Origin of the sequence: Olivibacter sp. SDN3, assembly GCF_014334135.1 — a bacterium.
GTDB lineage: Bacteria > Bacteroidota > Bacteroidia > Sphingobacteriales > Sphingobacteriaceae > Olivibacter.
The window spans coordinates 2,640,852-2,664,428 of sequence record NZ_CP060497.1; the positions used below are offsets into that span (position 1 = coordinate 2,640,852).

General features: G+C 39.7%; 18 protein-coding genes. 16 read left to right on the top strand and 2 right to left on the bottom strand.

Annotation, left to right across the window (positions count from 1 at the left end; genetic code table 11):
• The first annotated feature begins 290 nt into the window (after positions 1-290).
• The 4 genes from H8S90_RS10900 to H8S90_RS10915 all read left to right on the top strand — a co-directional run bounded on the left by H8S90_RS10900 (position 291) and on the right by H8S90_RS10915 (position 7,536).
• Positions 291-3,392 carry a TonB-dependent receptor gene (locus H8S90_RS10900; protein ID WP_187342556.1) on the top strand — a complete coding sequence of 1,034 codons (3,102 nt, stop codon included), beginning with the start codon at positions 291-293 and terminating at the stop codon, positions 3,390-3,392.
• A 28-nt stretch (positions 3,393-3,420) separates the two neighbouring features.
• Positions 3,421-4,965 (top strand): RagB/SusD family nutrient uptake outer membrane protein, encoded by a 1,545-nt coding sequence (locus H8S90_RS10905; protein ID WP_255501911.1) that lies wholly within the window; start codon positions 3,421-3,423, stop codon positions 4,963-4,965.
• Positions 4,966-5,457: 492 nt separating this feature from the next.
• The gene (locus H8S90_RS10910; protein ID WP_187342557.1) at positions 5,458-6,876 is read left to right on the top strand and encodes an undecaprenyl-phosphate glucose phosphotransferase; all 1,419 of its coding nucleotides are present in this window, start codon (positions 5,458-5,460) and stop codon (positions 6,874-6,876) included.
• Positions 6,877-7,095: 219 nt separating this feature from the next.
• Positions 7,096-7,536, top strand: a complete 441-nt coding sequence (locus H8S90_RS10915; protein WP_187342558.1) for a hypothetical protein — start codon at positions 7,096-7,098, stop codon at positions 7,534-7,536.
• Positions 7,537-7,807: 271 nt separating this feature from the next.
• Here H8S90_RS10915 and H8S90_RS10920 read toward each other — a convergent pair whose 3' ends face one another.
• Positions 7,808-8,731: an ATP-grasp fold amidoligase family protein gene (locus H8S90_RS10920; protein ID WP_187342559.1), complete on the bottom strand. Its 924-nt coding sequence runs from the start codon at positions 8,729-8,731 to the stop codon at positions 7,808-7,810.
• A 380-nt stretch (positions 8,732-9,111) separates the two neighbouring features.
• Here H8S90_RS10920 and H8S90_RS10925 point away from each other — a divergent pair, with 380 nt between their 5' ends.
• The 7 genes from H8S90_RS10925 to H8S90_RS10955 all read left to right on the top strand — a co-directional run bounded on the left by H8S90_RS10925 (position 9,112) and on the right by H8S90_RS10955 (position 15,763).
• A complete protein-coding gene (locus tag H8S90_RS10925) occupies positions 9,112-9,567 on the top strand; it encodes a VanZ family protein (RefSeq protein ID WP_187342560.1) in 456 nt (151 codons plus the stop codon).
• 71 nt (positions 9,568-9,638) lie between these two features.
• Entirely contained in the window at positions 9,639-11,030 is a 1,392-nt protein-coding gene (locus tag H8S90_RS10930) for a UDP-glucose 6-dehydrogenase (RefSeq protein WP_187342561.1), read from the top strand.
• A 535-nt stretch (positions 11,031-11,565) separates the two neighbouring features.
• Positions 11,566-12,489, top strand: a complete 924-nt coding sequence (locus H8S90_RS10935; RefSeq protein ID WP_187342562.1) for a DUF4886 domain-containing protein — start codon at positions 11,566-11,568, stop codon at positions 12,487-12,489.
• Positions 12,490-12,802: 313 nt separating this feature from the next.
• Positions 12,803-13,456: a hypothetical protein gene (locus H8S90_RS10940; RefSeq protein WP_187342563.1), complete on the top strand. Its 654-nt coding sequence runs from the start codon at positions 12,803-12,805 to the stop codon at positions 13,454-13,456.
• Positions 13,457-13,768: 312 nt separating this feature from the next.
• Entirely contained in the window at positions 13,769-14,878 is a 1,110-nt protein-coding gene (locus H8S90_RS10945; RefSeq protein WP_187342564.1) for an acyltransferase family protein, read from the top strand.
• Positions 14,879-15,167: 289 nt separating this feature from the next.
• Positions 15,168-15,425 carry a hypothetical protein gene (locus H8S90_RS10950; protein ID WP_187342565.1) on the top strand — a complete coding sequence of 86 codons (258 nt, stop codon included), beginning with the start codon at positions 15,168-15,170 and terminating at the stop codon, positions 15,423-15,425.
• A gap of 167 nt (positions 15,426-15,592) precedes the next feature.
• Positions 15,593-15,763, top strand: a complete 171-nt coding sequence (locus H8S90_RS10955; RefSeq protein WP_187342566.1) for a hypothetical protein — start codon at positions 15,593-15,595, stop codon at positions 15,761-15,763.
• 194 nt (positions 15,764-15,957) lie between these two features.
• Here H8S90_RS10955 and H8S90_RS10960 read toward each other — a convergent pair whose 3' ends face one another.
• The gene (locus H8S90_RS10960) at positions 15,958-16,344 is read right to left on the bottom strand and encodes a helix-turn-helix transcriptional regulator (protein ID WP_187342567.1); all 387 of its coding nucleotides are present in this window, start codon (positions 16,342-16,344) and stop codon (positions 15,958-15,960) included.
• 715 nt (positions 16,345-17,059) lie between these two features.
• On the opposite strand from H8S90_RS10960, the gene H8S90_RS10965 reads away from it, so the two are divergent.
• From H8S90_RS10965 to H8S90_RS10985, 5 genes are read left to right on the top strand one after another with little or no spacing between them, the layout of a single operon-like run.
• Positions 17,060-17,983: a glycosyltransferase family A protein gene (locus H8S90_RS10965; RefSeq protein WP_187342568.1), complete on the top strand. Its 924-nt coding sequence runs from the start codon at positions 17,060-17,062 to the stop codon at positions 17,981-17,983.
• Between the two features lie 56 nt (positions 17,984-18,039).
• On the top strand, positions 18,040-18,852 hold the full coding sequence (locus tag H8S90_RS10970; protein ID WP_187342569.1) for a polysaccharide biosynthesis/export family protein: 813 nt from the start codon (positions 18,040-18,042) through the stop codon (positions 18,850-18,852).
• Positions 18,853-18,879: 27 nt separating this feature from the next.
• Positions 18,880-21,225, top strand: a complete 2,346-nt coding sequence (locus H8S90_RS10975) for a polysaccharide biosynthesis tyrosine autokinase (protein ID WP_187342570.1) — start codon at positions 18,880-18,882, stop codon at positions 21,223-21,225.
• A 10-nt stretch (positions 21,226-21,235) separates the two neighbouring features.
• Complete coding sequence (locus tag H8S90_RS10980) at positions 21,236-22,537, top strand: O-antigen ligase family protein (RefSeq protein ID WP_187342571.1); 1,302 nt, start codon at positions 21,236-21,238, stop codon at positions 22,535-22,537.
• A gap of 4 nt (positions 22,538-22,541) precedes the next feature.
• Positions 22,542-23,531, top strand: coding sequence for a glycosyl hydrolase (locus tag H8S90_RS10985; protein ID WP_187342572.1), 990 nt, complete (start codon positions 22,542-22,544; stop codon positions 23,529-23,531).
• The last annotated feature ends 46 nt before the right edge of the window (positions 23,532-23,577 follow it).

Below are 23,577 nucleotides of genomic sequence, written 5' to 3' on the forward strand. Positions count from 1 at the left end.
TGCTTCCTAACTTTACCTTTGCTACACCGAACGATCAATTCGTAATCGTTATGCCTTATCTCCGTCGAATGCGTTAGCAATCAGGGGATCGTATAACTTAACTTTTATCTTCTGATTGCACCTTTCTGCAGCCAAAGTACTGTATGTGTGATCGCATGCAGCGGGGAGGTACTCACCTTTATTTATTTCAATCATTCGCTTTCTAAAAGATGGACTTGGGCGGGTATGCTCTGTTGTGGCTATTGATTATGAACGATATAAAAACGACAAAATGACAAGAAATTATTAACATGAAATATTACATTAACTTTTTATTGTTTTTCTTCTTTAATGTGTGCGGTGTTTTTGCGCAGACGTATGTGGGAGGGACTGTTTCTGACTTGGTAACAGGTGAACCTATTCCAGATGTAAATGTGGGGATTAAAGGAACGAACAGACAGACGAGCACTGATGCCACAGGTAAATACAGCATTCTGGTTAGCGAAGGGGATGAGCTGCTGGTATTTCACTCAATAGGTTACCATTCTAAAGAGGAGCGTATTACGGGCGACGTATTGAATGTTCGCCTGGAACAATCGACGGAGGATTTAGATGAGGTGGTAGTGATTGCTTATGGAACGGCCAAGAAATCTGACTTTACCGGTTCTGTTGCACAAATTAATAATGAGCAGTTACAGCGCGCTCAGGTGAGCAATATTTCGAAGGCGCTGCAGGGCTTGGCTCCTGGCTTGCAATCGGTTTCTGCCAGTGGTCAGCCAGGGACGGACGCAAGTATCCGCATAAGGGGGATTGGTTCGATCAATGCCTCCAGTGATCCGCTTTATGTGGTAGATGGTGTGCCTTATGCGGGAAGTTTAAATGCTATTAATCCGGCCGACGTGGAATCGATCAGTGTGTTGAAAGATGCTACAGCCAGCGCGTTGTATGGTTCGAGAGGAGCGAATGGCGTTATTGTAATAACTACAAAACAGGGTAAAAAGAATGCCAAGCCTGCTATTGATGCTCGTTTTACACAGGGCTTTTCGTCGCGAGCGGTTAGGGATTACGAGCATGTGAGTACCGACCAATATTTTGAGCTTTACTGGGAGAATATCTATAACCAGTTGACGACTTCAAACACGCCCGATGCAGCGGCACGTTTGGCAAGTGGCCGTGTAGCGCAGGAGCTTGGAATTAATCCTTATGGACCTGCGTACCCCGAACCTGTAGGACTTAACGGCCGTATTGTTAATGGTGCCACGCCTTTGTGGAATGACGATTGGCAAAGACAGCTGGAACAACCTGCACGACGAACGGAAGCAACATTAAATATAAACGGAGGGGGGGAGAATAATCAGTATTATATTTCAGGTAATTATTTGAACGATAAAGGGATCGGAATTGGATCTGGTTATAGGCGCTTTAACATTCGGAGTAATACAACAGTTGACGCAACTAAATGGCTTAGCCTGGGCTTAAATGTAACCGCTACAAACAGTAGACAAGACTTTCCGCAGTCGGAAGACAGTCAAGTATCTAATATCATCAATTTTGGTCGGCGCTTGCCCTCTTTTTATCCGATACATGAGCGTAATGACGACGGTTCGTATAAGTTAGACGCGGCGGGTGAGCGTATTATTGATTTTGGCGCATACCGACCTAGCGCCGTAAACCCAAATTGGAATTTGTTGGGCACCTACCATTTGGATCTTCGGGAAACACTTCGGGATGAAGTTTCGGCACGCACTTTTGTAGAGGCCAAATTATTAAAGGGTTTGAAGCTGAGGAGTTCATATAGTGTGGATTATAGAAACCAAACGGGGCATAATTATGCAAACCCGCTGTATGGATCGGCTGCAAATATCAACGGTTCGGTATCTAAAAGTACTTCCAGACTATTGTCTTGGACACAGAATAATATACTGACCTATGATACGGAATTTGAGGGCGGGCATCACCTGAATTTGTTGGCGGGGCAGGAACTTTACAACCTCAACAGCCGTAGCTTCGATGGAAGTAGGCAAAATTTCGTGTTACCTTATCTTTACGAGCCTGTGGCAGCGTCTCAGCTGAACAGCTTTACGGGATCTTCAAATGACCACCGAATATTGAGTTTCTTGGGAAGAGCAGAGTACGACCTGCATAAAAAATATTTCCTTTCGGCGTCGTTACGTACAGATGGTACATCGCGTTTTTCACCATCGCAACGTTGGGGTACATTTTGGTCGTTTGGCGGGTCGTGGAAGTTAGGGGAAGAAGAAGCGTTGAAGAACCTGAACTGGTTAAGTACCTTAATTCTGAGAGGAAGTTATGGGGCGCAAGGCAATGATAATATCGGTACCTATTATGCCTATGAAGCGCTATATACCATTGCTAATAATTTAGGTGAAGGTGGAGTGTATCCTTCACGTTTGCCTACACCCAATTTGAAATGGGAAACCAATCTGAACCTCAACCTGGGACTTGATTTCGGTTTCTTAAATGACAGGATAAGCGGTACGGTCGAATATTTTGAAAGGCGATCGAGAGATTTGCTGTTTTCACGCCCATTACCTCCTTCCTCGGGTTTTTTATCAATTGACGACAATATTGGAAGTTTGAAAAATACGGGTATAGAACTGGATTTACATGCAACTCCAGTAAATAGCGGTGGTTTTAGGTGGGACGTAGGGCTTAATGCTACGCATTTTAAGAACCGTATCACGGCCCTTCCCCAGGAAGAAATCGTTAGCGGCACAAAAAAGATGATGGTTGGACGCTCTGTATTTGATTTTTGGTTGAGGGATTGGGCAGGGGTTGACCCGGCCAATGGAAATCCTTTATGGTATCAGGACATTACGGAAACAGATGCTAATGGGAATACTACGGTGGTGGGAAAAACAACTACCAGTACTTACTCGGACGCGAGTTATTATTATACCGGAAGTGCTTTGCCAGACCTTTATGGAGGGATAACGAATACCTTTGCTTATAGAGGTTTTGAACTTTCTTTTCTGTTTAGTTACAGCTTGGGCGGAAAAATTTTAGATGGAGACGTACCGGCGCTTTACCACAACGGTACCGCTGGTGTGGCCTGGCACAGAGAAATGGCTAATCGCTGGACGCCGGAAAATACGCAAACGGATGTGCCGCGTTTGGGCGGTGCAAGTGCGGAGGCTTCCAGTCAATCAACACGCTTTTTGTACGATGCTTCGTATTTGAGACTACGTAACCTAAGCTTAGGCTATACCTTTCCGCAACAATTTGCTCAACGACTGGGTTTGAATAGACTCGGTATTCAGCTTTTAGGAGAAAACCTGCTGACCTTTTTTAAACATAAGGGAATGGATCCGGAGCAAACTATTGAAGGAACTACTTATTTCCGTTATCCTGCGATGCGTGTGATCTCGGGAGGAATTAACATAGGTTTTTAAGTTGTTGTCGAAAATAATAATATTAAAAATGATGAATAGAGGAAATATAAAATTTAAAAAATATTTAGGCGTTTTGCTGATAACCTTTGCTTTGGGCTCTTGCAAAGATTACCTGGATACGGTACCAACTTCATCGGTACCTGAATCGGTTGTATTTGATAATGTTGAAAATCTGGAAACAGTTTTAAACGGGTCGTGGAGGCAATATATGGACACTTACTATACTTTTGCAAATCCAGGTTACGCCTCTATATTACGTGCCAGCGATGCCATGGGTAGTGATGTGGCGGTTGTGCGAGGACGATATGGTTATCTTAGTCCGTACGACTATTTAGAAATGCATACCCGAGTGGGCACCCGGGTAACGGCATTCTGGCGTATTTTATACAGTGCCATCAACAGTAACAATAACATATTAGCACATATTGATGATATCCCGGGCGACGATGCACTTAGAAATCGTTTAAAAGGACAGGCTCTAGCCTTTCGTGCACATAGTTACTTAACCTTGGCGTCTTTTTATCAGTTGAGCTATCTGAAAGATCCAGACGCCAAAACTGCACCAATTTATACGGAACCTACGGGCCCTGATATGGAAGGGAATCCGAAGGCTACTCTTCGAGAGATATTTGATTTGGTTATCAGTGATTTAAGTCAGGCAGAAACACTGCTGCAGGATTATCAAAGACCGGGATCGCAGAAGTATAAGATTAACCAGCAGGTAGCGCAGGGCTTACTGGCCAGGGCTTATTTACATACAGGACGTTGGGCAGAGGCTGCAGAGAAGGCCGCTGCCGCCCGAGAGGGATATCCGTTAATGAACGCCAATGAATACTATGCCGGCTTTAACGATTTGACAAACCGTGAGTGGATCTGGGGACATGGACAGCAACCTGATCAGAACACGGCAAGTTATCATTTTCATTACCTAGATGTTACCACACCTGCATCTTACTATTATAGTTTTATGGCCGATCCGCATTTTAAGGATTATTTTGAAGAAGATGATATTCGGTTTAACCTCTTTTCCTGGGATAATAGTGCACCGGCACGTTACGGATTGCTTCGCTATGAGAAATTTAAATTTAGGGAAGATATGACGGGCGATATAATTTTATTGCGTGCAGCTGAAACTTATCTGATACAGGCGGAAGCATATGCACGTGACGGGAAATTAGTCGAAGCGGCGGCAGTGTTAAATGAGTTGAGAAATGCTCGTAACGCGACGACCTTAAACGTTGCCGGAAAAGCACAGGATGAAGTAATTGGTGAAATTTTACTGGAAAGAAGGAAAGAGTTATGGGGCGAGGGCTTTGCGCTTTCTGATATCATCCGTACACAAGGGAAAGTAGAACGTAGGGCATATACGCAAATTAATGAACAAGGTGAAGTAGAACCTATTCAGGTGGCTATCACTTTACCTGATGGATCTACCAGAACAGTGACTGCGGTTGGTCATACCACTACCAGACTGCAGAACAACGCCGGTGGTGAATTTACGGAGAACAGCCCTTACTATGTTTTTGGAATACCGGAAAGCGAATCAATCAATAATCCGAACCTAGATAAGTAATCGGATTATCAATGCTAATACTTATACAGCCGTTACCCTTTAAAGGTAACGGCTTTTTGCTGTCATGTATAGCTGATAATAATGGCAATCCACCCTTATTACCTAGCTATGAACTGGTTCTTTTGTTTGTATAATATGGATGACCAAGACCTGTACATAGCTTTGCATATTTAAATACACTTTTTTCACACAAAAGGTTATTTATTATGTGAAAAAAGTAATTAAAATCCACTTACATGTGCTTTTCGTGTAAAGTTTCACTCTTTTCAACAAATGCCTACATAATCAATTGCTTTCGTTGAAAACATTGTCGGTTTTTGCGTCCTTTGTTGTGTTTCTAAGTGGTATTTGTGCCAGTAGCTTCTTGAGGAATTTGTTTTAGAAATGCCGAGAAGTATTGACTCGTTTACTACTTGTTAATCGCTAACCCTTAATGTTTGACGAGACGTGTACTATAAAGAAAATGGGTAAAAATAAAAATTGAAATTTTATATGGACTTATTTAGTCGTAATTTTTTCTGCTTTACCCGCGTGGTAACCGACATAAGCATTCTTGTTTTATCCTTTTTTATCGCTATTGTTATAAGTGAAGCTTATTATCTGAATAGGTTTGGACTGTATGATGCTGGCTTTTTGTTGTTTTTGCTTTGTGGATGGTATTTTACTGCCCGATCAAACAGGTTGTATGAAGAACAAATGCAGGAAAACCAAATGCGGGAACTGTTTAAAACAGTTAACACTATATTATGGCAGGTCATGCTGGCTATCCTATTTATCTTTGCCATTCAGGAAAAAGAGTATTCGCGCACTTTTTTCGTAGTGTACGGCGTGATGTTAACTTTTTTGATGCCGCTGAGCAAACTTACACTCAAACGGGTTTACTTGTGGCTCTATCGTAGTGGGAAATTAAGAAAAAGAGCCTTGGTTATTGGAGCAGGTAAAAATGGACAATTGTTCTGTAAGTACCTGCGAGACAATAAATATTATGGTTACGAACTTGTTCGTTATATTCAAGGAGAACTGTTGCTTGCTAATAGTTCTCCTTACAACTCTGCCGGAAGAATATTGTTGGCTGGAGGAAAACCTCTTGAGAATATAAATGATATTGATGAGATATTTATTACAGAAGAATCGGAAGGTACTTATAGTACTCGAGAGATTGCCTCGGTATTGAGTTCTCATGCAGTACGATTGCGTATAATTCCTAACATGTTTAATATGGTTAACTCTGGCATATATAGCTTTAGCATGATAGGCAACTTTCCGTTACTGAGTGTACGTAATGAGCCGTTAGAGGATGTATATAATCAAGCCTTGAAGCGCTGTTTTGATATACTGTTTACACTGTTTGTAATGGTGTTCATTTGCTCTTGGTTGTTCCCGATTATCGCTTTGGCAATAAAGTTGGATTCTCGTGGTCCGGTATTTTATAAGCAAGAGAGATGGGGGAAACGCAATCGGCCGTTTTTATGTTATAAGTTTCGTTCGATGTATGTGAAAGCTCCGTCGACAAATGGCAATGGTAAATTTCAGCAAGCGACAAAAAATGATCCGAGAATTACCAGAGTAGGGCGGCTATTGCGAAAAACGAGTCTTGATGAGTTTCCGCAGTTTTTAAATGTTTTCTGGGGAGAAATGTCTGTAGTTGGCCCACGGCCACACGCGTCACTTATGAATATAGAATCAACCCAAACAATCAAAAACTATCTGGTACGGCACCAAGCAAAACCAGGCATAAGCGGTTGGGCACAGGTTAATGGCTTAAGAGGGGAGTCTGGAAATCCGCAGTTGCTGAAGGCACGTACACAGCACGATATTTGGTATATTGAGCATTGGACCTTTCTACTCGACCTGAAGATTATCTTTTTGACCTTCTGGCAAATGATCATAGGAGATAAAAATGCGTATTGATGTGTGCACCTTCGCTTTCAAAACTTCTTTATAGGCAGTCTGTTTGGTTTGTTTTTTGTGAATAGATGGGATAATGTGTGAATATATGGTGTAAAATTGTGTATTTATTGTGAAGATATTCTAAATATCTTTGTTATACTGCTGCTCAATATTAAATCTAATTCGCTGGGAGTAAATTGCTTGAATAATACGATACGGGTTTTTTGATATAAAAAATTTATGTGTAATAATTCGATAGAAGATATTTTTCATGGTGTCTATGCAATTCTGCTGAAGCAAGGGTATGAATTAGATAAGTCTTTTATAAAGACCTCTTGGGGAGGTGTGTTTAAGGTTGTTAGAAGAAGCACTGAACTGAATGAATGGTTTTCCTTAGATAGTAAAAAAGATCTTGGTCATCTTACTGAGAAGAGCTTGGAGATGGTTATGGTGGTTGCCGATGGATATGCTGTTGTATCAGCTTGTGAAAAGGAAGCCTTAAACTTAAAGGTTATTTTCGGAACTATAGTCGGTGTAGAAGAGGATACCCGGAAATCGGGTAACAGTCATTTTTTGACTGGTGATATCTTGGAAGTACCTGTTGGAACTTGTGCGCACATCATGGCGGTTGATGAATATGCTATTCTTCTAAGTAGCGGCCACGAACGATTTGTAGTGTAACCCGATCTGGTTGGGACTAGAGATGTTTTGTTCTAGATTTTGAGTGAACAACAGTTTCCTGTTTTTTCTCACAAGTAAACAATAAGTTATACATTAGGTAGAAACACGCAATAAACTATACGTTTGTGCTTAGCTTTGTGTTACAGTATGTTGAGGAATTGTATGCGATATAATCACAACATACTTCGCTTCTATCAGTAGTTACGGTTGGATACTAAATACTGTGAAAGTAGCTTCTGCCTACCTTAACCCCAATTTGGTAGGCAGATTTTTATATCATTCCTTTACAATAGGCTTCCCAATGTTGAAGTAACAGGCGTTTTCCATAAGAAGTGAAGTGATTGCCTAAGCTTGGTGTAGGTGTAAATTCACCAAAAACGGCTCCTTTCGCTGTGGCATAAAAGTCGATACGTACAAATATTTCGTAAGCCCTGCTGAGTTGTTTTACTTTGCTCACCATATCTTCATAACATTTTGGCTTTTCCTGCCATTCTTTAAAGGGATAACCCACATGTACGGTAGGCATTTTGTTCCAGTGTTCGTCATAGAAAGAAGCAAAACCGGACTTAGGTGATAGCCGGTTAATGACGTGGCAACTCGCGATATGTCCGTTGAAACAGTAAAACTTATAGTCCGTAAGTATTTGGTGTTCTGCTGTTTCATTTTGCAAAAACTCTTCGATTAGGAACTCTATAGCCGGTTGTTGGCTTAAAGTAAGCTTTAGATATTCTCTAATTTCTTCATTGGTGTAATATTTATTATCAAAGAGATTGAGACCCTCTTTCATAATAAATACATTGTTTGAATTATGTCCGATAGTAGGTCTTATAACGTAATGCTTAGGTAAACTTTCGAAATCAATTTGATCAACATGACTGCCTTTCCAGTAAAGATCGGCTGTTTTGCAATCATTTTTTATGGCAAACTCCCGGGCATTGTATTTGTTGCTTAATTTACGTTGCCAATTAGGTACGTCTTTCCACGTTGCTAACGGCTGTAATCTGGACATTCTGGTGTTTCTAACGGTTTCTGCTTGTGGATCTTCCCAAAAAATCCGATGTCTTTTCATTATTTTTGTAGTTAGGTCATTGCTATTGCCTAAATAATTTTTAATATATTTCAACATTGCTTGATTAAGTTTTACAGGCATGTCCAGTGCCTTGAAGGGAATTTGCAGAAGTCGATTGTTCTCCATAAATTGTTTGTTTAATATCTTAATTACAAAGATAGGGGGTATATATCAGATAGTAATATGCAGATTCAGCACAATAAACCAACGGAGTTTTGAGAAATATTGTGTGAAGAATGTATATCAAGCAAACTCATTGTGGTTAGTTTCCCGTTTTTTTTACAAATACATACATAAAGAACAAAAAACGTTGTCAGCATTGGATGTTTTTGCGTTCTTTGTTTCGTTTGCTTACTTTTAATAAATGGTAGATATACTTGAAGTAATTGGTGTTTTTAAGCTATGGATTTTTAATTGAACCACTCCATATTCAACAGCGAATCTGGTAGCATATATAGGTACTGATTGTTTGGGAATAAAAACAACAAGCTAAGAAGAATTAATCATTGGAAAATAAAACTATTATACGCATTAAAGTTTGGCTTTGGCGTTTTTGGGCTTTCTTTTACTTTTCTCTAATCATATATGTAGTTTTTCTGGCCAGCAGAAGGCCTAGCCCGACACTGGGAGAAGCTTCGGCTCCTCCTAATTTTTCGCCTTTTGGTAGAAAGTGGTTCGGGTATACACATGGATGGAATACAAGTGACCTCTACCTGGATCTGTTCGGTAATATCGTGATGTTTATTCCCTACGCTTTGTTTCTATATATAGCGTTTAACGTCAGGTCGTATTGGGTAATCTTATTTTCTGCGTTTTCATTTAGTTTATTTATAGAATCTACGCAGTATTTCACAGGAATAGGCTACGCAGATATTGATGATCTTATTTGTAATACGCTTGGCGCACTAATAGGGATCTTAGTAATTGATGGTGTGAAATTAACACGGTATGCAAAAAAGTGATACTTTTAAATGTTGGAATTCTAAACTGGAATATGTTAAAAAAATGTTTAACTTAAATAATATATAGCTTCATGAGCATAACAAAAATCTGTTGTATAGGAGCGGGCTATGTTGGTGGCCCGACGATGGCTGTGATCGCCAAGCAGTGCCCGCATATCCGGGTTACGGTTGTAGACCTGAACGAGGCGCGTATAGCAGCCTGGAACGATTCCGACGTGACGAAGATCCCGGTTTATGAGCCGGGTCTGAGCGAAGTTGTTGCCGAGGCCCGTGGCCGGAACCTTTTTTTCTCTACCGATGTTGACGGAGCGATCGATGAAGCGGAGATGGTCTTCATATCGGTGAACACGCCCACCAAGACCTACGGAGCTGGGAAGGGGCAGGCCGCGGACCTGAAATGGATCGAGCTGTGCGCGCGTCAGATAGCGCGAGTGAGCACCACGGACAAGATCGTTGTGGAGAAGTCGACACTTCCGGTGCGTACGGCGAGCACGCTGAAGGATATCCTTTCCCATACGGGCAGCGGTGCGAGCTTCCAGATCCTGTCGAACCCGGAGTTTCTGGCCGAGGGAACGGCGGTCGATGACCTGCTGCGCCCCGACCGTGTGCTGATCGGGGGTGATCAGAGCGAGGAGGGCAGGGCGGCGATCGGGTCGCTTGTTGAGGTCTATGCGAACTGGGTACCGCGTGAACGTATCCTGACGACGAACGTATGGTCCTCGGAGCTTTCGAAGCTGACGGCCAATGCCTTTCTTGCGCAGCGGGTATCGTCGATCAATTCGCTTTCGGAGCTCTGCGAGCACACGGAGGCGGATGTTAGCGAGGTTTCCCGAGCGATCGGTACGGACAGCCGCATCGGTCCGAAGTTCCTGAAGGCCTCGGTCGGATTCGGGGGTTCGTGTTTCCAGAAGGATATCCTGAACCTGGTGTACATCGCGCGTACGTATGGACTACAGGAGGTTGCCGATTACTGGGAACAGGTTATCATCATGAACGACCACCAGAAGCGGCGCTTTGCGGGCCGTATCATCCGAACGCTGTACAACACGGTTAACGGGAAGAAGATCGCCTTTCTGGGGTGGGCCTTCAAGAAGGACACGAACGACACGCGGGAATCGGCTGCGATCTACGTAGCGGACCATTTACTGCTGGAGCAGGCGGAGCTTTCGGTGTATGATCCGAAGGTGCCGGTTCAGCAGGTTTACACGGATCTGGATTACCTTGCCACGCGGAGCAGCGATGAGAACAAGTCTTTGCTGAAGGTGGTGAACGATCCCTATGAGGCGTGCAGGGATGCGCATGCCGTAGCTGTGCTGACGGAGTGGGACGAGTTTAGGGATTACGACTGGCAGCGAATCTATGACAATATGCTGAAGCCGGCACATGTATTTGACGGCAGGAACATCCTGGACAGGGCCAAACTGGAGGCCATAGGCTTCAAGGTGAAGGCTATCGGGAGTTAAAAAAATAATATGACGGATTTAGGGAGGTTTAGGAAACTAAGTCTCTCTAACTTGTATATAAGATATATGTTGGCAGCAATCGAGCAACCGACGTTCTACCGCGTTCGTTCGTAGTAGGTAGTTATCTCTAGTATACCTCTCGGTATTTGCTAGCTCATTTCTAGCTCTTTTGATAATGAGATGAGCCAATGATTACCTTGCGATGCCCAGAGCAGGTACGGACCGAGATTCGGTCCGTTGTCAGCTTTTTATCATGATTTTCTCATAAATCACTTCTTTTGTGAGAAAAAATATATAATAATGTTGATTTTTTTCACACATAAACTTTTTTGAAAAATTTTAAAGTAGCATTTAGATGAAGGGTCTACTTATTCGGGTGTATCAGCTTCACATTTTTTAGCCACAAAAAGTGGAGATCTCTGTTAGGGGAAAAGGAATGCATGATGGTGCAATGAACAGATCTAGCTTTAGGTATAAGAAAAATAACAACGGATTACTCTTAATGCGGAGATATCCAAATCAAATCGATTAAGTAATGAAAAGATTTTTTTGTTTTTGCCAAATAATAGGATGTTTGGTAATTAGCGCCAATTTTTGCTTTGGTCAAGTGGGCGATGAACAATTCAAACAAAATGCGGATACTACTAAAATATTTATTATAGGAAATAGCTTTTCCCAGAATGCTACGGCTTATCTCCCACAACTTGCAAAGGAAGGCGGTATTGCGCTAAAAATAGGTAGGGCAGAATTACCGGCTGCCAGCCTAAAAAGGCATTGGGATGGTGTGCATGCAGCGGAAAACAATTCAGAGAAAGGAAAAGTTTATAAAGGAAAATCGCTTCAAATGTTACTCGAAGCCGATGATTGGCATATTGTAACTGTCCAACAATCATCGATGTTTTCCGGATACGAAGATAGTTATTGGCCATATGCACAGGAACTCTGTGATTTTATCAAGCGTGTACTTCCCAACTGCAAAATTTTGATCCATCAAACATGGGCTTACCGGTCGGATGCTAAGAAGTTCGGTTTGATAGGCGATAAGGAAAATGCACAAAATACTGAAAGCATGTGGAAAAGCGTTGAAAATGCTTATCAATCGGTCAGCAGAAAACTTAATGTGGAACTTATTCCTACCGGAACCGCCTTTTGGAAAGCTTCAACAGCAGGCGGAAATATGCAATATCATGAAGATAGTACCTTCAATGATGAGCAATCACCTTTTCCAAAACTGCCTAATCAGGACTATTCACTTCATGTAGGGTATTATTCTGATAAACAGAAAAAGCTGAAAATTGATCCCAATCATGCAAATGATGCTGGTAAATATCTAGGATCTTTGGTTTGGTATGCTACGATCTTTTCTGAAGATCCAACAAAATTGCGATTTAAACCAAAGAAAGTTGATTATACCTTTGCAAAGTTTTTAAGAGAGGTTGCTCGCTCTGTGACAGAATAGTTGTGTATCATCACCTGCTTTTTGCCTTTTTCCGGACATTTTGAACACACATATACAAGATCTTTTTGTAGAAGGAAGATTGCGTAACACAAGGTATTTGTATAATTTACGCATTATTGATAATTTGTGTGAAAATTAGCCTTAGAATTGAGTATTGAATACCTTCCTTTAACGTTTACTTTTGCCTTGGTGTATAGGAAATTGTATGACAATGATATCTAACGGACGGATATTGACAGTTTTTGGAAATTTAAGGATTGCTTTTATAACATATCCTACTTATTGCTAAAAAAATATAAATGAGCTTTTTGATATGAAGAAATTATGGTTACTATTTGTTTTTATTGCGATACACAGTGGTTTAAAAGCGCAGATATGGCAAGAATATAGTGCTTTCTATCCTTCAGTAGGTGTTCAGTTGGGGACGAAAGGCGTAGGGATAGAAGCTAGTTACCCTTTTTTATCAGCCTTCAATCTGCGAGTAGGTGGTAATTTCTTTCCACCAGTGAAGGCTGGCTTAAATAACAGGGTTTATCGCGTAAGGCGATCGGACGTGTCCTTTTTCGCTGATTGGCAACCTTTGTATGGTAAAGCGAGTTGGTTTGCTAGAAAATGGATAGTTACCGGTGGCGCCGGATATTTCTTCCAAAATGAAGTGGACCGTTATCAAGGCACGAGCGTTCAAGCAGGGCAATTAAAAGACTATACTGTGAAAACAAGCGCCTTTAGACCTTACGTTGGTTTAGGGCTAAACGGTATCAGAGTATCTCAAAGGTTGAATTTGGGAATACATTTGGGATATTATATTCCGACGAGCTCCTCCAAAATAGAAGTGCATGAAATTGATCCCATTGAGATTCCTGATTTGTTGGAAAAACTTAATTCCTACCCGCGTAATGCAACTTCGGGCCTAAATGTGCAGTTCGGTTTATCCTATGTTTTCTGGAAAGATCAGCGAATACGTTGATGGACGAGAGAAAGGGCGAGTTCTCAAATTTTCGTTTACTTATCGGAGAAATTCTCAAATTTTACAATACAAAAATATATTTAGGCTACTTTTTTTATTAAAGTCCTGTAATCAAGGGGTTTTAAGCATTTTTATATGCTTAATTATTGCACAATTACTGAACATTATGATAAGTGCATAGCCGATGTCCGGAGTATATGGAATAACTTTAACTTTTGATTTCTTAACGAGGAACAAGAAGATGCATATCGGTTGATGTGTGTAGATATTCGATTTACAAGTAATTAGTGTTTTTAGTATATACCGTTTTTTATGGCTCTAAAATTAGATTTTACCCAGGATACATTAGCAAATAGAGATAAAGGAATTGAAACGTTAAGAGGTATTGCCATTATTCTTATGGTTGCCGGTCATGTTATCGGGAATGATCAACGGTCAGGTTTAAAGGTCCCCGAAGATTCTTGGTTTAGATACTTTTATTATTCTTTCCAGTATTTAAGAATGCCATTATTCACAGTGATTTCTGGGTTTGTATATGCAATGAAACCTATTAAAGAAGCATCTTCGCGGAAAAAATTTATTGACCGTAAAATATCACGCCTATTACTGCCCTTTTTCATTGCAGTTACGTTTTTAGCTGTCTTTCAGCTATTGATTCCTGGCACTAACAATCAAATGCCATTGAATAAATTGTGGCAGGTGTATGTGTTTCCTTATGCACAGTTTTGGTTTGTGCAGGGCATCTTTGTTGTTTTTATTCTGATTTCATTTCTGGACTCTTTCGGCGCAATGAAGGCCTTTCGCGGATGGCTAACCGTTTTTCTTTTAAGTGTGTTGTTATTTTACAGTGATATTGTACAAGTCACTTTTTTTAGTTTGGACAAAGTGCCATTTCTACTCATGTTTTTCCTTTTGGGCCTCGGAATGAAGCGGTATTATCATTATTTGTTCAGTAGCCAATCGCTGAAATATATAGGGACTGGTGTCTTTCTAATCGCCGTACTCTGCCAGCAGTTTGTCTTCTTCACCCCTGAACAAAACACGCATAATATCGCCAATTTATTGACGATAGTTGTTGGCATTTCTGGTGCATTCTTGCTTATATTGACTAGATTTTATTACGCTCCCTTAGCTTGGATCGGTAATTACGCATATGAAATATTTTTATACCACTCTTTTGGAACAGCAGGTTGTAGGATTTTACTGAGACTGTTAGGTGTTAGTAACCTTAGCGTTTATTTTTTCTTTTGTTTGGCTGTAGGGATAGCTTTTCCAATTATTTTCAGGCTATTGTGTAATAGACATCCTTTATTGCCATCAATTCTATTTGGAGAACGGAGGAAGAAAGTGAAAAAGGAAGAGGTTTCAAAGGCGCCGGTGAGGCGTTCAAGTATACCGGAATATGAAATGAGTGAAAAATAGATTTTCAAATCCCGAGAAGGAACGGCTACATTTTTATACATTCAGATTTTCAGCGGAATAAAATTTCCGCGATTTTTTCTTAAAAGCCGGCCTTCACATTAAACCTATTGCTGATAGTTTATTTTTTGTTATTATTTTGTATTACAATAAGTTATAATGTGTGTTGTTAGTTAAAACTAAAATTTCATGAGGAAAAATTTTACTTTTCGGATGATCTTACCGATTATATTTGCTTCGGCCATAACATTGGTGGGGTGCGATAGAGAGTCGGAAGACTTAAAACCATCAATTGAACTGGACCAGGGGCTGGTTTATCATTTTCCGTCCGATAGCAACGGTATTAATGTGGTTAACGATGAAAGTCACGAATGCTTCTTATTCAGACGATCGTTTCGGTGATGCTCGGAAGGCATTGAGTTTGGGATGTAAATGTGGTTTAAGTGACGGCGGTTTAAGGAATGTTTATTTGGGATTAGATTCACCGGAAGGCGCAATGTCTATTTGGATGTATTTAAATGATTTAGATGAAATCAACCGTTATTTATGAAGGGCTTTTATGGAGATGTTCCATCCCTTAATTACCGTCTGGTCGCAATAAGTGGTGGTGGTTTATCTTTATATTAGGTTGGTCCGGAGCACGATAGCGATCAAGGTGAAACTCCGGATGTGTTTGTTTCAGATATCTTTACTGTCAAAAAGTGGCAAAATCTGTTGATGCGGTGGTCAAAAGATAGGCGAGTGTTGGAGATATTTGCGTCTGGTAAAAAGATTCTGTCAGAGAATTACATAGGTAGTGGTGTTAGTGTGCCTGATGAACCGGCAAATGTGGGATTTAATTACAATAGAGTTCGTGAAAATGACTATTATCGTGGAAAAATGGATTGATTTAAGAATATACGACCGTTGGTTAAACGACGATGAAGTAGCTGCGTTCACCAAAAAATAACATAATGTTTCTCGGTTTTGGGACTACATTGTATTGATTTTGAATATTGGCGAAGGGGAAAGCGCCCAGTTCGGAACAAATGAAGGTTGGCGCTTTCTTTTAAATGTGATTAAATGCGATGCACCGGAAAAATTTAGGATTTCCTACTATCGTGTCTTATTTGGTTGACAAGTAGTCGATTATATTCCTCTAAAATTCTGATGTATTTGTCTTTCCAGTAGGCGCTACTATTTTCCTCTAGTGGTTGTTCTTCGGAGTTACCTGAGTCTTTTGACGTTCCCAATACTTTTTCAAAATCGTCCTCGCTGAATAATTCTGGAAACTCTTCTGAGAAATCATGTTTCAATGCACAACCGATCCTAAAGATAATTTCTGGCTTTAGATTTCGCTGATTGAACCAATTGTAAATAGACCTTCTGTTAACATTAGTTAAACGGGCCAATTCGCTAATACTATAACCATTTCGTCTTATTATACGCTCAATTGCCTGGCCGTAATGTTTATCTGTACTCGTCTGCATTAGGTTGTGTTATTTGATGTTCTAATCTTTTTTAATAAATGTTTCGCACCTGCTTACTACACTTTCATTCCTGTCATTTTCCAAGTTTCTACTAAATGGCTTACATATTAACAGCAGGGTATAGCATGTGCCGTAAATCATCCAAATTTAAGCGGAAAATGAACGCTTTTAATTGTCCAAGACCGACTTGTAGCACATTTTATGGTTAAATGAGAATATTGCGCTTATTACCTCTCGTCCTCACACAAGACTTGTGATAGAAATTTTTTTTACATGTTAAATAGTGGTTACTATTAGCGATTTTCGCAGGATAAGTTTGTTTTGTTCGAACATATTTTCTCACTAATTAATGTTTGTTTTTTGTTTAAAGTAGTTTTTTTGATAAAAATTGAGTGATTTTGTGAATTTATTCACAATTTTTCCTCTATGTGTTCTATTTTTTAACAACAAAAGGTTGCTTTGAGGTTTTTGTTGCTGATTTGTTGATCTTTGTAGCGATAAATGATGAGAAAGAGATGGGCTTTAAATACCGCTACTGATGTATAAGGGTGCTTTTTGGTGGTAAAGCCACTTTAAGCGGATTGACAAGGCGCTATCTCCTCTTATTATAGCAGTTGTTAGTTACTGTTTAAGAGAAGGTAGTTAAAGAGAGACGAAGTACGAAAAGATATTTGCCGTAAATCATTTAAACAAATTTAAGAATAAATTATCATCAATGATCAGTGTAATAATTCCTTGTTATAATAGTGAGAGCTTCTTACGTAGAGCAATCGACAGTGTACATTCTCAATCGTATACAGACTGGGAAATAATATTGGTAAATAACAATTCGGTAGATGGCACTCAAAACGTTATCGATGAATACGTGCTGGCTTTTCCCGGTAGAATCTTTAGTCTATTTGAAGATAGAAAGGGAGCATGTTACGCAAGAAACCTTGGACTTTCAGCCGCAAAGGGTGAATGGATACAATTTCTAGATGCAGACGATGAACTCCTTCCGGGAAAATTTGAAAGACAACTCGGCAAATATGCAGCCAAAGCCGATGTAATTATAGGTGCCTTTTCACGTGTAGAAGTGGGAACAGATAAAAAAAGTTTCTACAAGGTGCACCCAAATAAAAGTATTTGGTATTCGATTCTCTATTCGCAAGCTGGTATTACCAGTTCGAACCTATATAAGCGTGAAGCGGTTTTGAAGATAAATGGTTGGAATACGACATTGGGGTCTTCGCAGGAGTATGATATGATGTTCAGGCTAGTCCAATCTAACGCTGCAGTTGCTTTTGATACGACCTGTGCAGCATTGATATATGAGGTGCCTAATTCTATTTCAAGACCTACTAGTAAAAAGGCTTTGGACAAAATAGAGAGAAACTATATTGATCTGCGTTTGCGAGTTGCGGCACATCTTAATGAATCTGGTGGATGGACGAATTATTTACATAGAATATATTCGGTGAGACTGTTCAGGATGATGGTTGGTAGAAGGGAAGCTTCTCTGGAACATGTGAAGACAATCATGCGCGACCTTCAATTAAAAGTACCGCCCTATATTGAAATTTTGCTGATCTGTAAATATTACATTAAGAGGGTATTAATCAGGTTCAATATTATTAATGCCAGCTTGGCTGAAGGATGAATAACACAATCTCCGTTAGGAGATATTAATTTGAAAATCTACTAAAAACAAAAATAATGAATAAGAAAACATGCAATAGGCTCGCCGTTAAAGGGCTACTCTTCTTATTGGTAGCGCTACTTTCTTCATGCGCTAGCTCAAAAAGATTAAGATATTTTCAAGATATGCCCCAAGTGGTGAATGGAACTGAGTTTGAAATGACCAAATTTGAAGAAACCTTAATTAAACCAGATGATATCTTAAATATTAGGGTCAACACGATTGACCAAGAGGCATCGGAAGCTATTAACAGCGGCAATAGTTTTAGTCCAGGTAATAGTTTAGGGGTTTCTGTTGGTGGGATGGGTGCAAATAACCAAATGGTGACGGGTTACTTGGTAGCCCAAGACGGGAATGTGGAAATTCCGATTTTAGGATCTATTGAACTTGCTGGCAGTACATTGTTAGAAGCTAAACAGAAAATCAAAGCAAAAGCTGAAGAATATTTTAAAGATGCTACGGTAAGTATTCGTTTTTCTAATTTTAGGCTTTCCGTGTTGGGAGAAGTCAATCGACCTGGTACGTTTATTATTCCTAATCAGCGCGTATCTGTATTAGACGCGATAGCTTTTTCAGGTGATCTTTCGGTATATGGCAGAAGAAGTAATGTAATGGTCATTAGAAAAGATGATGAAGGTAAAGGGGTGGCTGTGAAGATTGACTTAACCTCGAAAGACGCATTTACTTCACCATACTTTTACTTAAGACAGAACGATATTGTTTACGTGGAACCTGCTGGTGCGAAGTGGTTAAATACGGATAACTCGGTTATTCGGTATGCCAGTTTACTGTTATCACTTGTCTCGCTAGGGGTAGTGATATATAGGTAATTGTGCTTATTGATATAAAAAAATTGTATGAGAACTCAAATAGATAGAGAAAAAGATAGGGGCATAAAGACCTTTATAACGAATATGACCAGCAAGTGGTATGTGTTCGTGTTAAGTGTAGTATTCTTTGTATTGTTAGCTTTTGCTTACTTGAAGTATGCGACGCCTCAGTATCTGATTTCTGGTGTTATTATGTTGAAAGACCAGAAAAACATGTCGGAAAGTAAGGCGGTTACTTCATTCGCAAGTGACAACGGACTTTCATTCTTGTTGAAGCCTACAGAAAATGTGATGAACGAAATGAAGGTGCTGAGTTCCCGGAGGCTAGCATTAGAGGTTGTTAAAGATTTACAATTGAATGTGAAAGTTGGAGCAAAGAATGGCCTCGTATTTCAAGAGCTTTATGACAACCTTCCTTTTGACGTGGTAATAGAAGATTTTCGGACAGATTCTCTAAAAGAGCGGAATTTTGAAATCATTTTTCTCGAGAATGGTAAAGTGAAAGTAGTAAACGAAGATGAGGAGATTGATAAGACAATAAATGTAAATGAAAGCTTGAAGACTAAACAATATGATTTAGCGCTTCGACCACATGGTAACTCCGTTTATGAAAATAAGCATTATTCTGTAAACATTGTATCAGAAGACGCTGCTGCTAACAGCTTAATGCGAAACTTCAGTTTAGAGCTTACGGATAAATCTGCAACAACCGCTAGTTTGCAACTCTTTTATCCGAACGCCAAACGTGGAGAAGTAATTTTACAATCGCTGATGAGCCGGTATATCAGTGACAATAGAGATAAGAAAGTACGGTTGGCAGATAGCATGCTCGTCTTTATCGATGATAGATTGTCTCTCGTAGCATCAGAGTTAAGTGATGTTGAGCGGGAGCTGGAGGGTTTTAGGAGTAGTAATAGAATTACCGACTTATCGGAGCAATCTAAATTGCTTGTAGGAAACGCGAATGAATACTATAATAAACTGAAAGACCAGCAATCACAGTTAAAAGTAATAGGTGAGTTGGAAAGCTATGTTAAGAATCCTGACAATCAGCGTATACCGAGTTCTACAACTATACAGAACGCTTCTTTTTCTGCTTCGTTAAGTCAATATAATACGCTTTTACAGGAATTAGAGAAGAAAAAACTGTCGTATACAGAATCAAATCCGGTGCTCATAAACCTTAAGGAGCAAGTAGCTTCTGAACGAAGTAATCTGCTGCAAAGTATTGCTTCCTATAAAAGGGAATTGCAATTGACCAGTGAGGAATTGGGGCGTGCGAACAGTGGATTCAATAGCGAGATCAGTCAAGTGCCAGCAAAGGAAAGACAATTCGTAAATTATAGTAGGCAACAGGAACTCAAACAACAGCTTTATGTTTATCTGTTACAGAAACGTGAAGAGGCTAACATCGCCAAATCGTCAAATGCTGAACTGGCAATTGTAGTAGACGAAGCCAAAAGCAGTGGCGGGCCGGTGAAACCGACTCCAGCAACTATTTATATTATGGCGAGTATGTTAGGTCTAATTGTTCCATTTGGCTTTTTGAATGCGAGAGAATTATTACGTACTAGACTTCATGCAGAGTCTGATATTGAGAAGTATACGGATATCGAGATTATCGGGAAGATTGGTCATAACTCCTCCAAAGATCGGTTGGCTATAGGAAATGGCGTTCCAAATACGCCGATTGCTGAAGGTTTCAGAAGCTTGAGAGCGAATATGTACTACGCCTTGCAGTCTAAGCCTTCGAAAGTGGTGATGGTAACCTCAAGTATTAATGGTGAGGGCAAGACATTTATGTCGCTTAATCTGGGAAATTCACTTTCCATGACTGGAAAAAGTGTGTTATTTGTCGAATTGGATCTTCGTAAACCGAAGTTGGCAGCTATGATGGGTATTCAGGAGAGAATACCTGGTTTTTCAGATATTATACGTGAGCAAGCAACACTTGAAGATTGTGTAAAGCCCTGCCCGGTTGGCTCTAACTGTTACCTGCTTGCGGCAGGAAGTCTTGTCGACAACCCGTCGGAATTATTGCTGAATGAGCGAGTAGATGAACTTTTTAAGAAGATGCGTGAAACGTTTGATTATGTAATTGTCGATTCTCCACCGGTAGGGTTAGTTTCTGATGCTTTTTTAATACAACAATATATCGAGATGACGGTATATGTATGCCGTCATAATTATACGAAGAAAGAACAGTTCGAGTTTATCAACGAACTCAAGAGTAAAAATAAACTGGTGGATATGTATCTAGTCGTGAACGACGTCGACCTGGATAGTCCAGGGTATTTCGCTTATGGCTATGGCTATGGTTATGATCAAGGCGAACCTAATAAACGTAATTGGTTGAAAAAGCTAAAAAATTAGAAGTTCTGTGATGAGAGTTAATCAGCTATCAACACCTGTAGAATACGAGTTGAAAGAATACCATAGCGATGTCATTCCCTTTTATAGGAATTGCGTTAACTTTATGGTGCTTTTCTTCCCGTTGCTGTCTTTTTTACTCGTTCCTGCTGTTCAAGGTACAACGGTTACGACTGTCATTGCGGCACTTCTATTTGGCGTTTTAGTAGCTTTTCCTGCGGGCAATAATAAGGCTATGTATATAAGGGATACGACGATATTCTTTATGATTTTCATGTCCTTTAGTATCATCTCTCAATTTCTGAACTTGATATACGACCTGAAGCTCAGTGATGAATTGGTGTTGGTTAATAGAGGAAGCTTTTTACAGTATTTCTTTAGACCTTCTCATATTACGCAGTCGCTTTATATAATAATCTCTTTTATTATTTTTTTATTTGTAAAATACTATGCTGATAGATCGGTAGTGAAATATATCTATTGGGCTTTACGTCTGCTTTGTTTCTATGCAATCTATGAGTTTGTATACTTTAAGATTACAGGAGGCCCGGGCGATTTTATGACGAATAGAAAGTTTGGAGATAGAGATGCCTCATTGTTTCAAACGACCTCCGCTGCTGGTATAAGACTGATGAGAATGAAGGGGTATACTGGTGAGCCTTCCATGTTCGCCTTTACTATATTGCCTTTTTGGGCGTTAACTTATGGTTTAAAAAGGAGGTTTGATAATATATTATTACTCGTATGCTTAATACTTACCTTTTCTACAACGGCCTATTTTTCTATTATACTATTCAATGTTGCATGGTTCATTTACAAAAAACGTTATAGACAGATTTTCTATGTTTTGCTTGGAGCGCTGATCATACTTGCAGTTATGCAACTTGATGCGTTCCGTGATACCTTTAATAGTATTTACAATTCCGTTTTCGACTCTAAAATAAGTGGGGATTCGGTTTCCTCAAGAGACAGGGGAGGAAATATAACTACGCATTTTGAATATTGGATGGGGCTGGGGTGGTTACATCAACTTTTTGGGATAGGTTTTGGGTATGTCCGTTCAACTGACTTTTTAACGACGATCTTGGTAAATAATGGTCTAGTTGGTTTTATCGTTTTCTCCTGTTTCGTAGGTAAGCACTTTTTTGTAAAAATCCCTGATAAAGATCTTGCCTTTTGTTATGCTGCAGGTTTAGCTATATTGTATTTTATTATGTTAGCTACAGTCCCTGAATTCGCTTACCCATCACTGTGGATATATCTCGGTGTCGTTTACGTATTTAATAAGCAACTACCTTCAATAGAAGAAAAATAACGTTATGAATAGAATAATCATATTCTTAAGCTGTTTATGGATTACGACTGCTTTTAAAAACGCTCAAGCGCAACAATTTGCCTGGGGAATTAATGGACATCCTTTCACGCAGGAAGCATATAAAAAATCGACTTGGGAGGATCAAATTGCATTTATTAAAGATTTAAACCTTAGTCATTACCGATTTGATGTGATTTTGACACAGGATGGCTTGGTACATAATCATCAACTTTTTTCTGGCTTCCTGGAAAAACTAAAGGCAAAAGGTATTGTTGCAATGCCTGTGCTATCTCCTAGAACGAAGAAAATGGTTGGAGATTCAAGTACAGTCTATCAAACCTATTTTTCACAAGGTGAAGCTTTCGCAAAGAAATATGGGAGATTTTTTGATGTAATAGAAGTAGGAAATGAGTGGGACGTTTTATTGATGAAGAAAAATGCCTCCGTTGATGGGACTAAACCACAACATTATGATCTTGACGAAGCGAAGAAAAGAATGTGGTTACTATCAGGTTTTATCGATGGATTTAAATCGGTCAAGAAGATAAAGGTAAGCTTATCGCTGACATGGACCCATTGGTATTATTTAGAACTATTGGAACAATATAATATAGATTATGATATCATTGGTTATCATTGGTACTCTAATATGGGGGATATTTTAAATGCCCGTAAACCCTACGGCAATATTCTCTCTAAAGTGGAGGAAAAATTCGGTAAAGAGATTTGGATTACAGAATTTAATACCCATTTGGGCGCTAGAAAATCTTCCTTGGAAAGGCAACAAACTTATGTAGAAACAACCATTCAACGGTTGATAAAACAAGGCATCGTTAAGGGAATATTCATTTACGAATTGTTTGACCAACCTGCTTTGGCTAAGCGGTATCCTTCGGAAGTAAACTTTGGTTTAATTTATAAAGAAGACAGCTCATATCGAAAGAGGCCCGTTTATTATGCATATCAATCACTTATTAACTCATCAGGTAAATAATAATGTTCTGTGAGCTAACTTAAAGTTAGTAATCAAAAATTGGTAA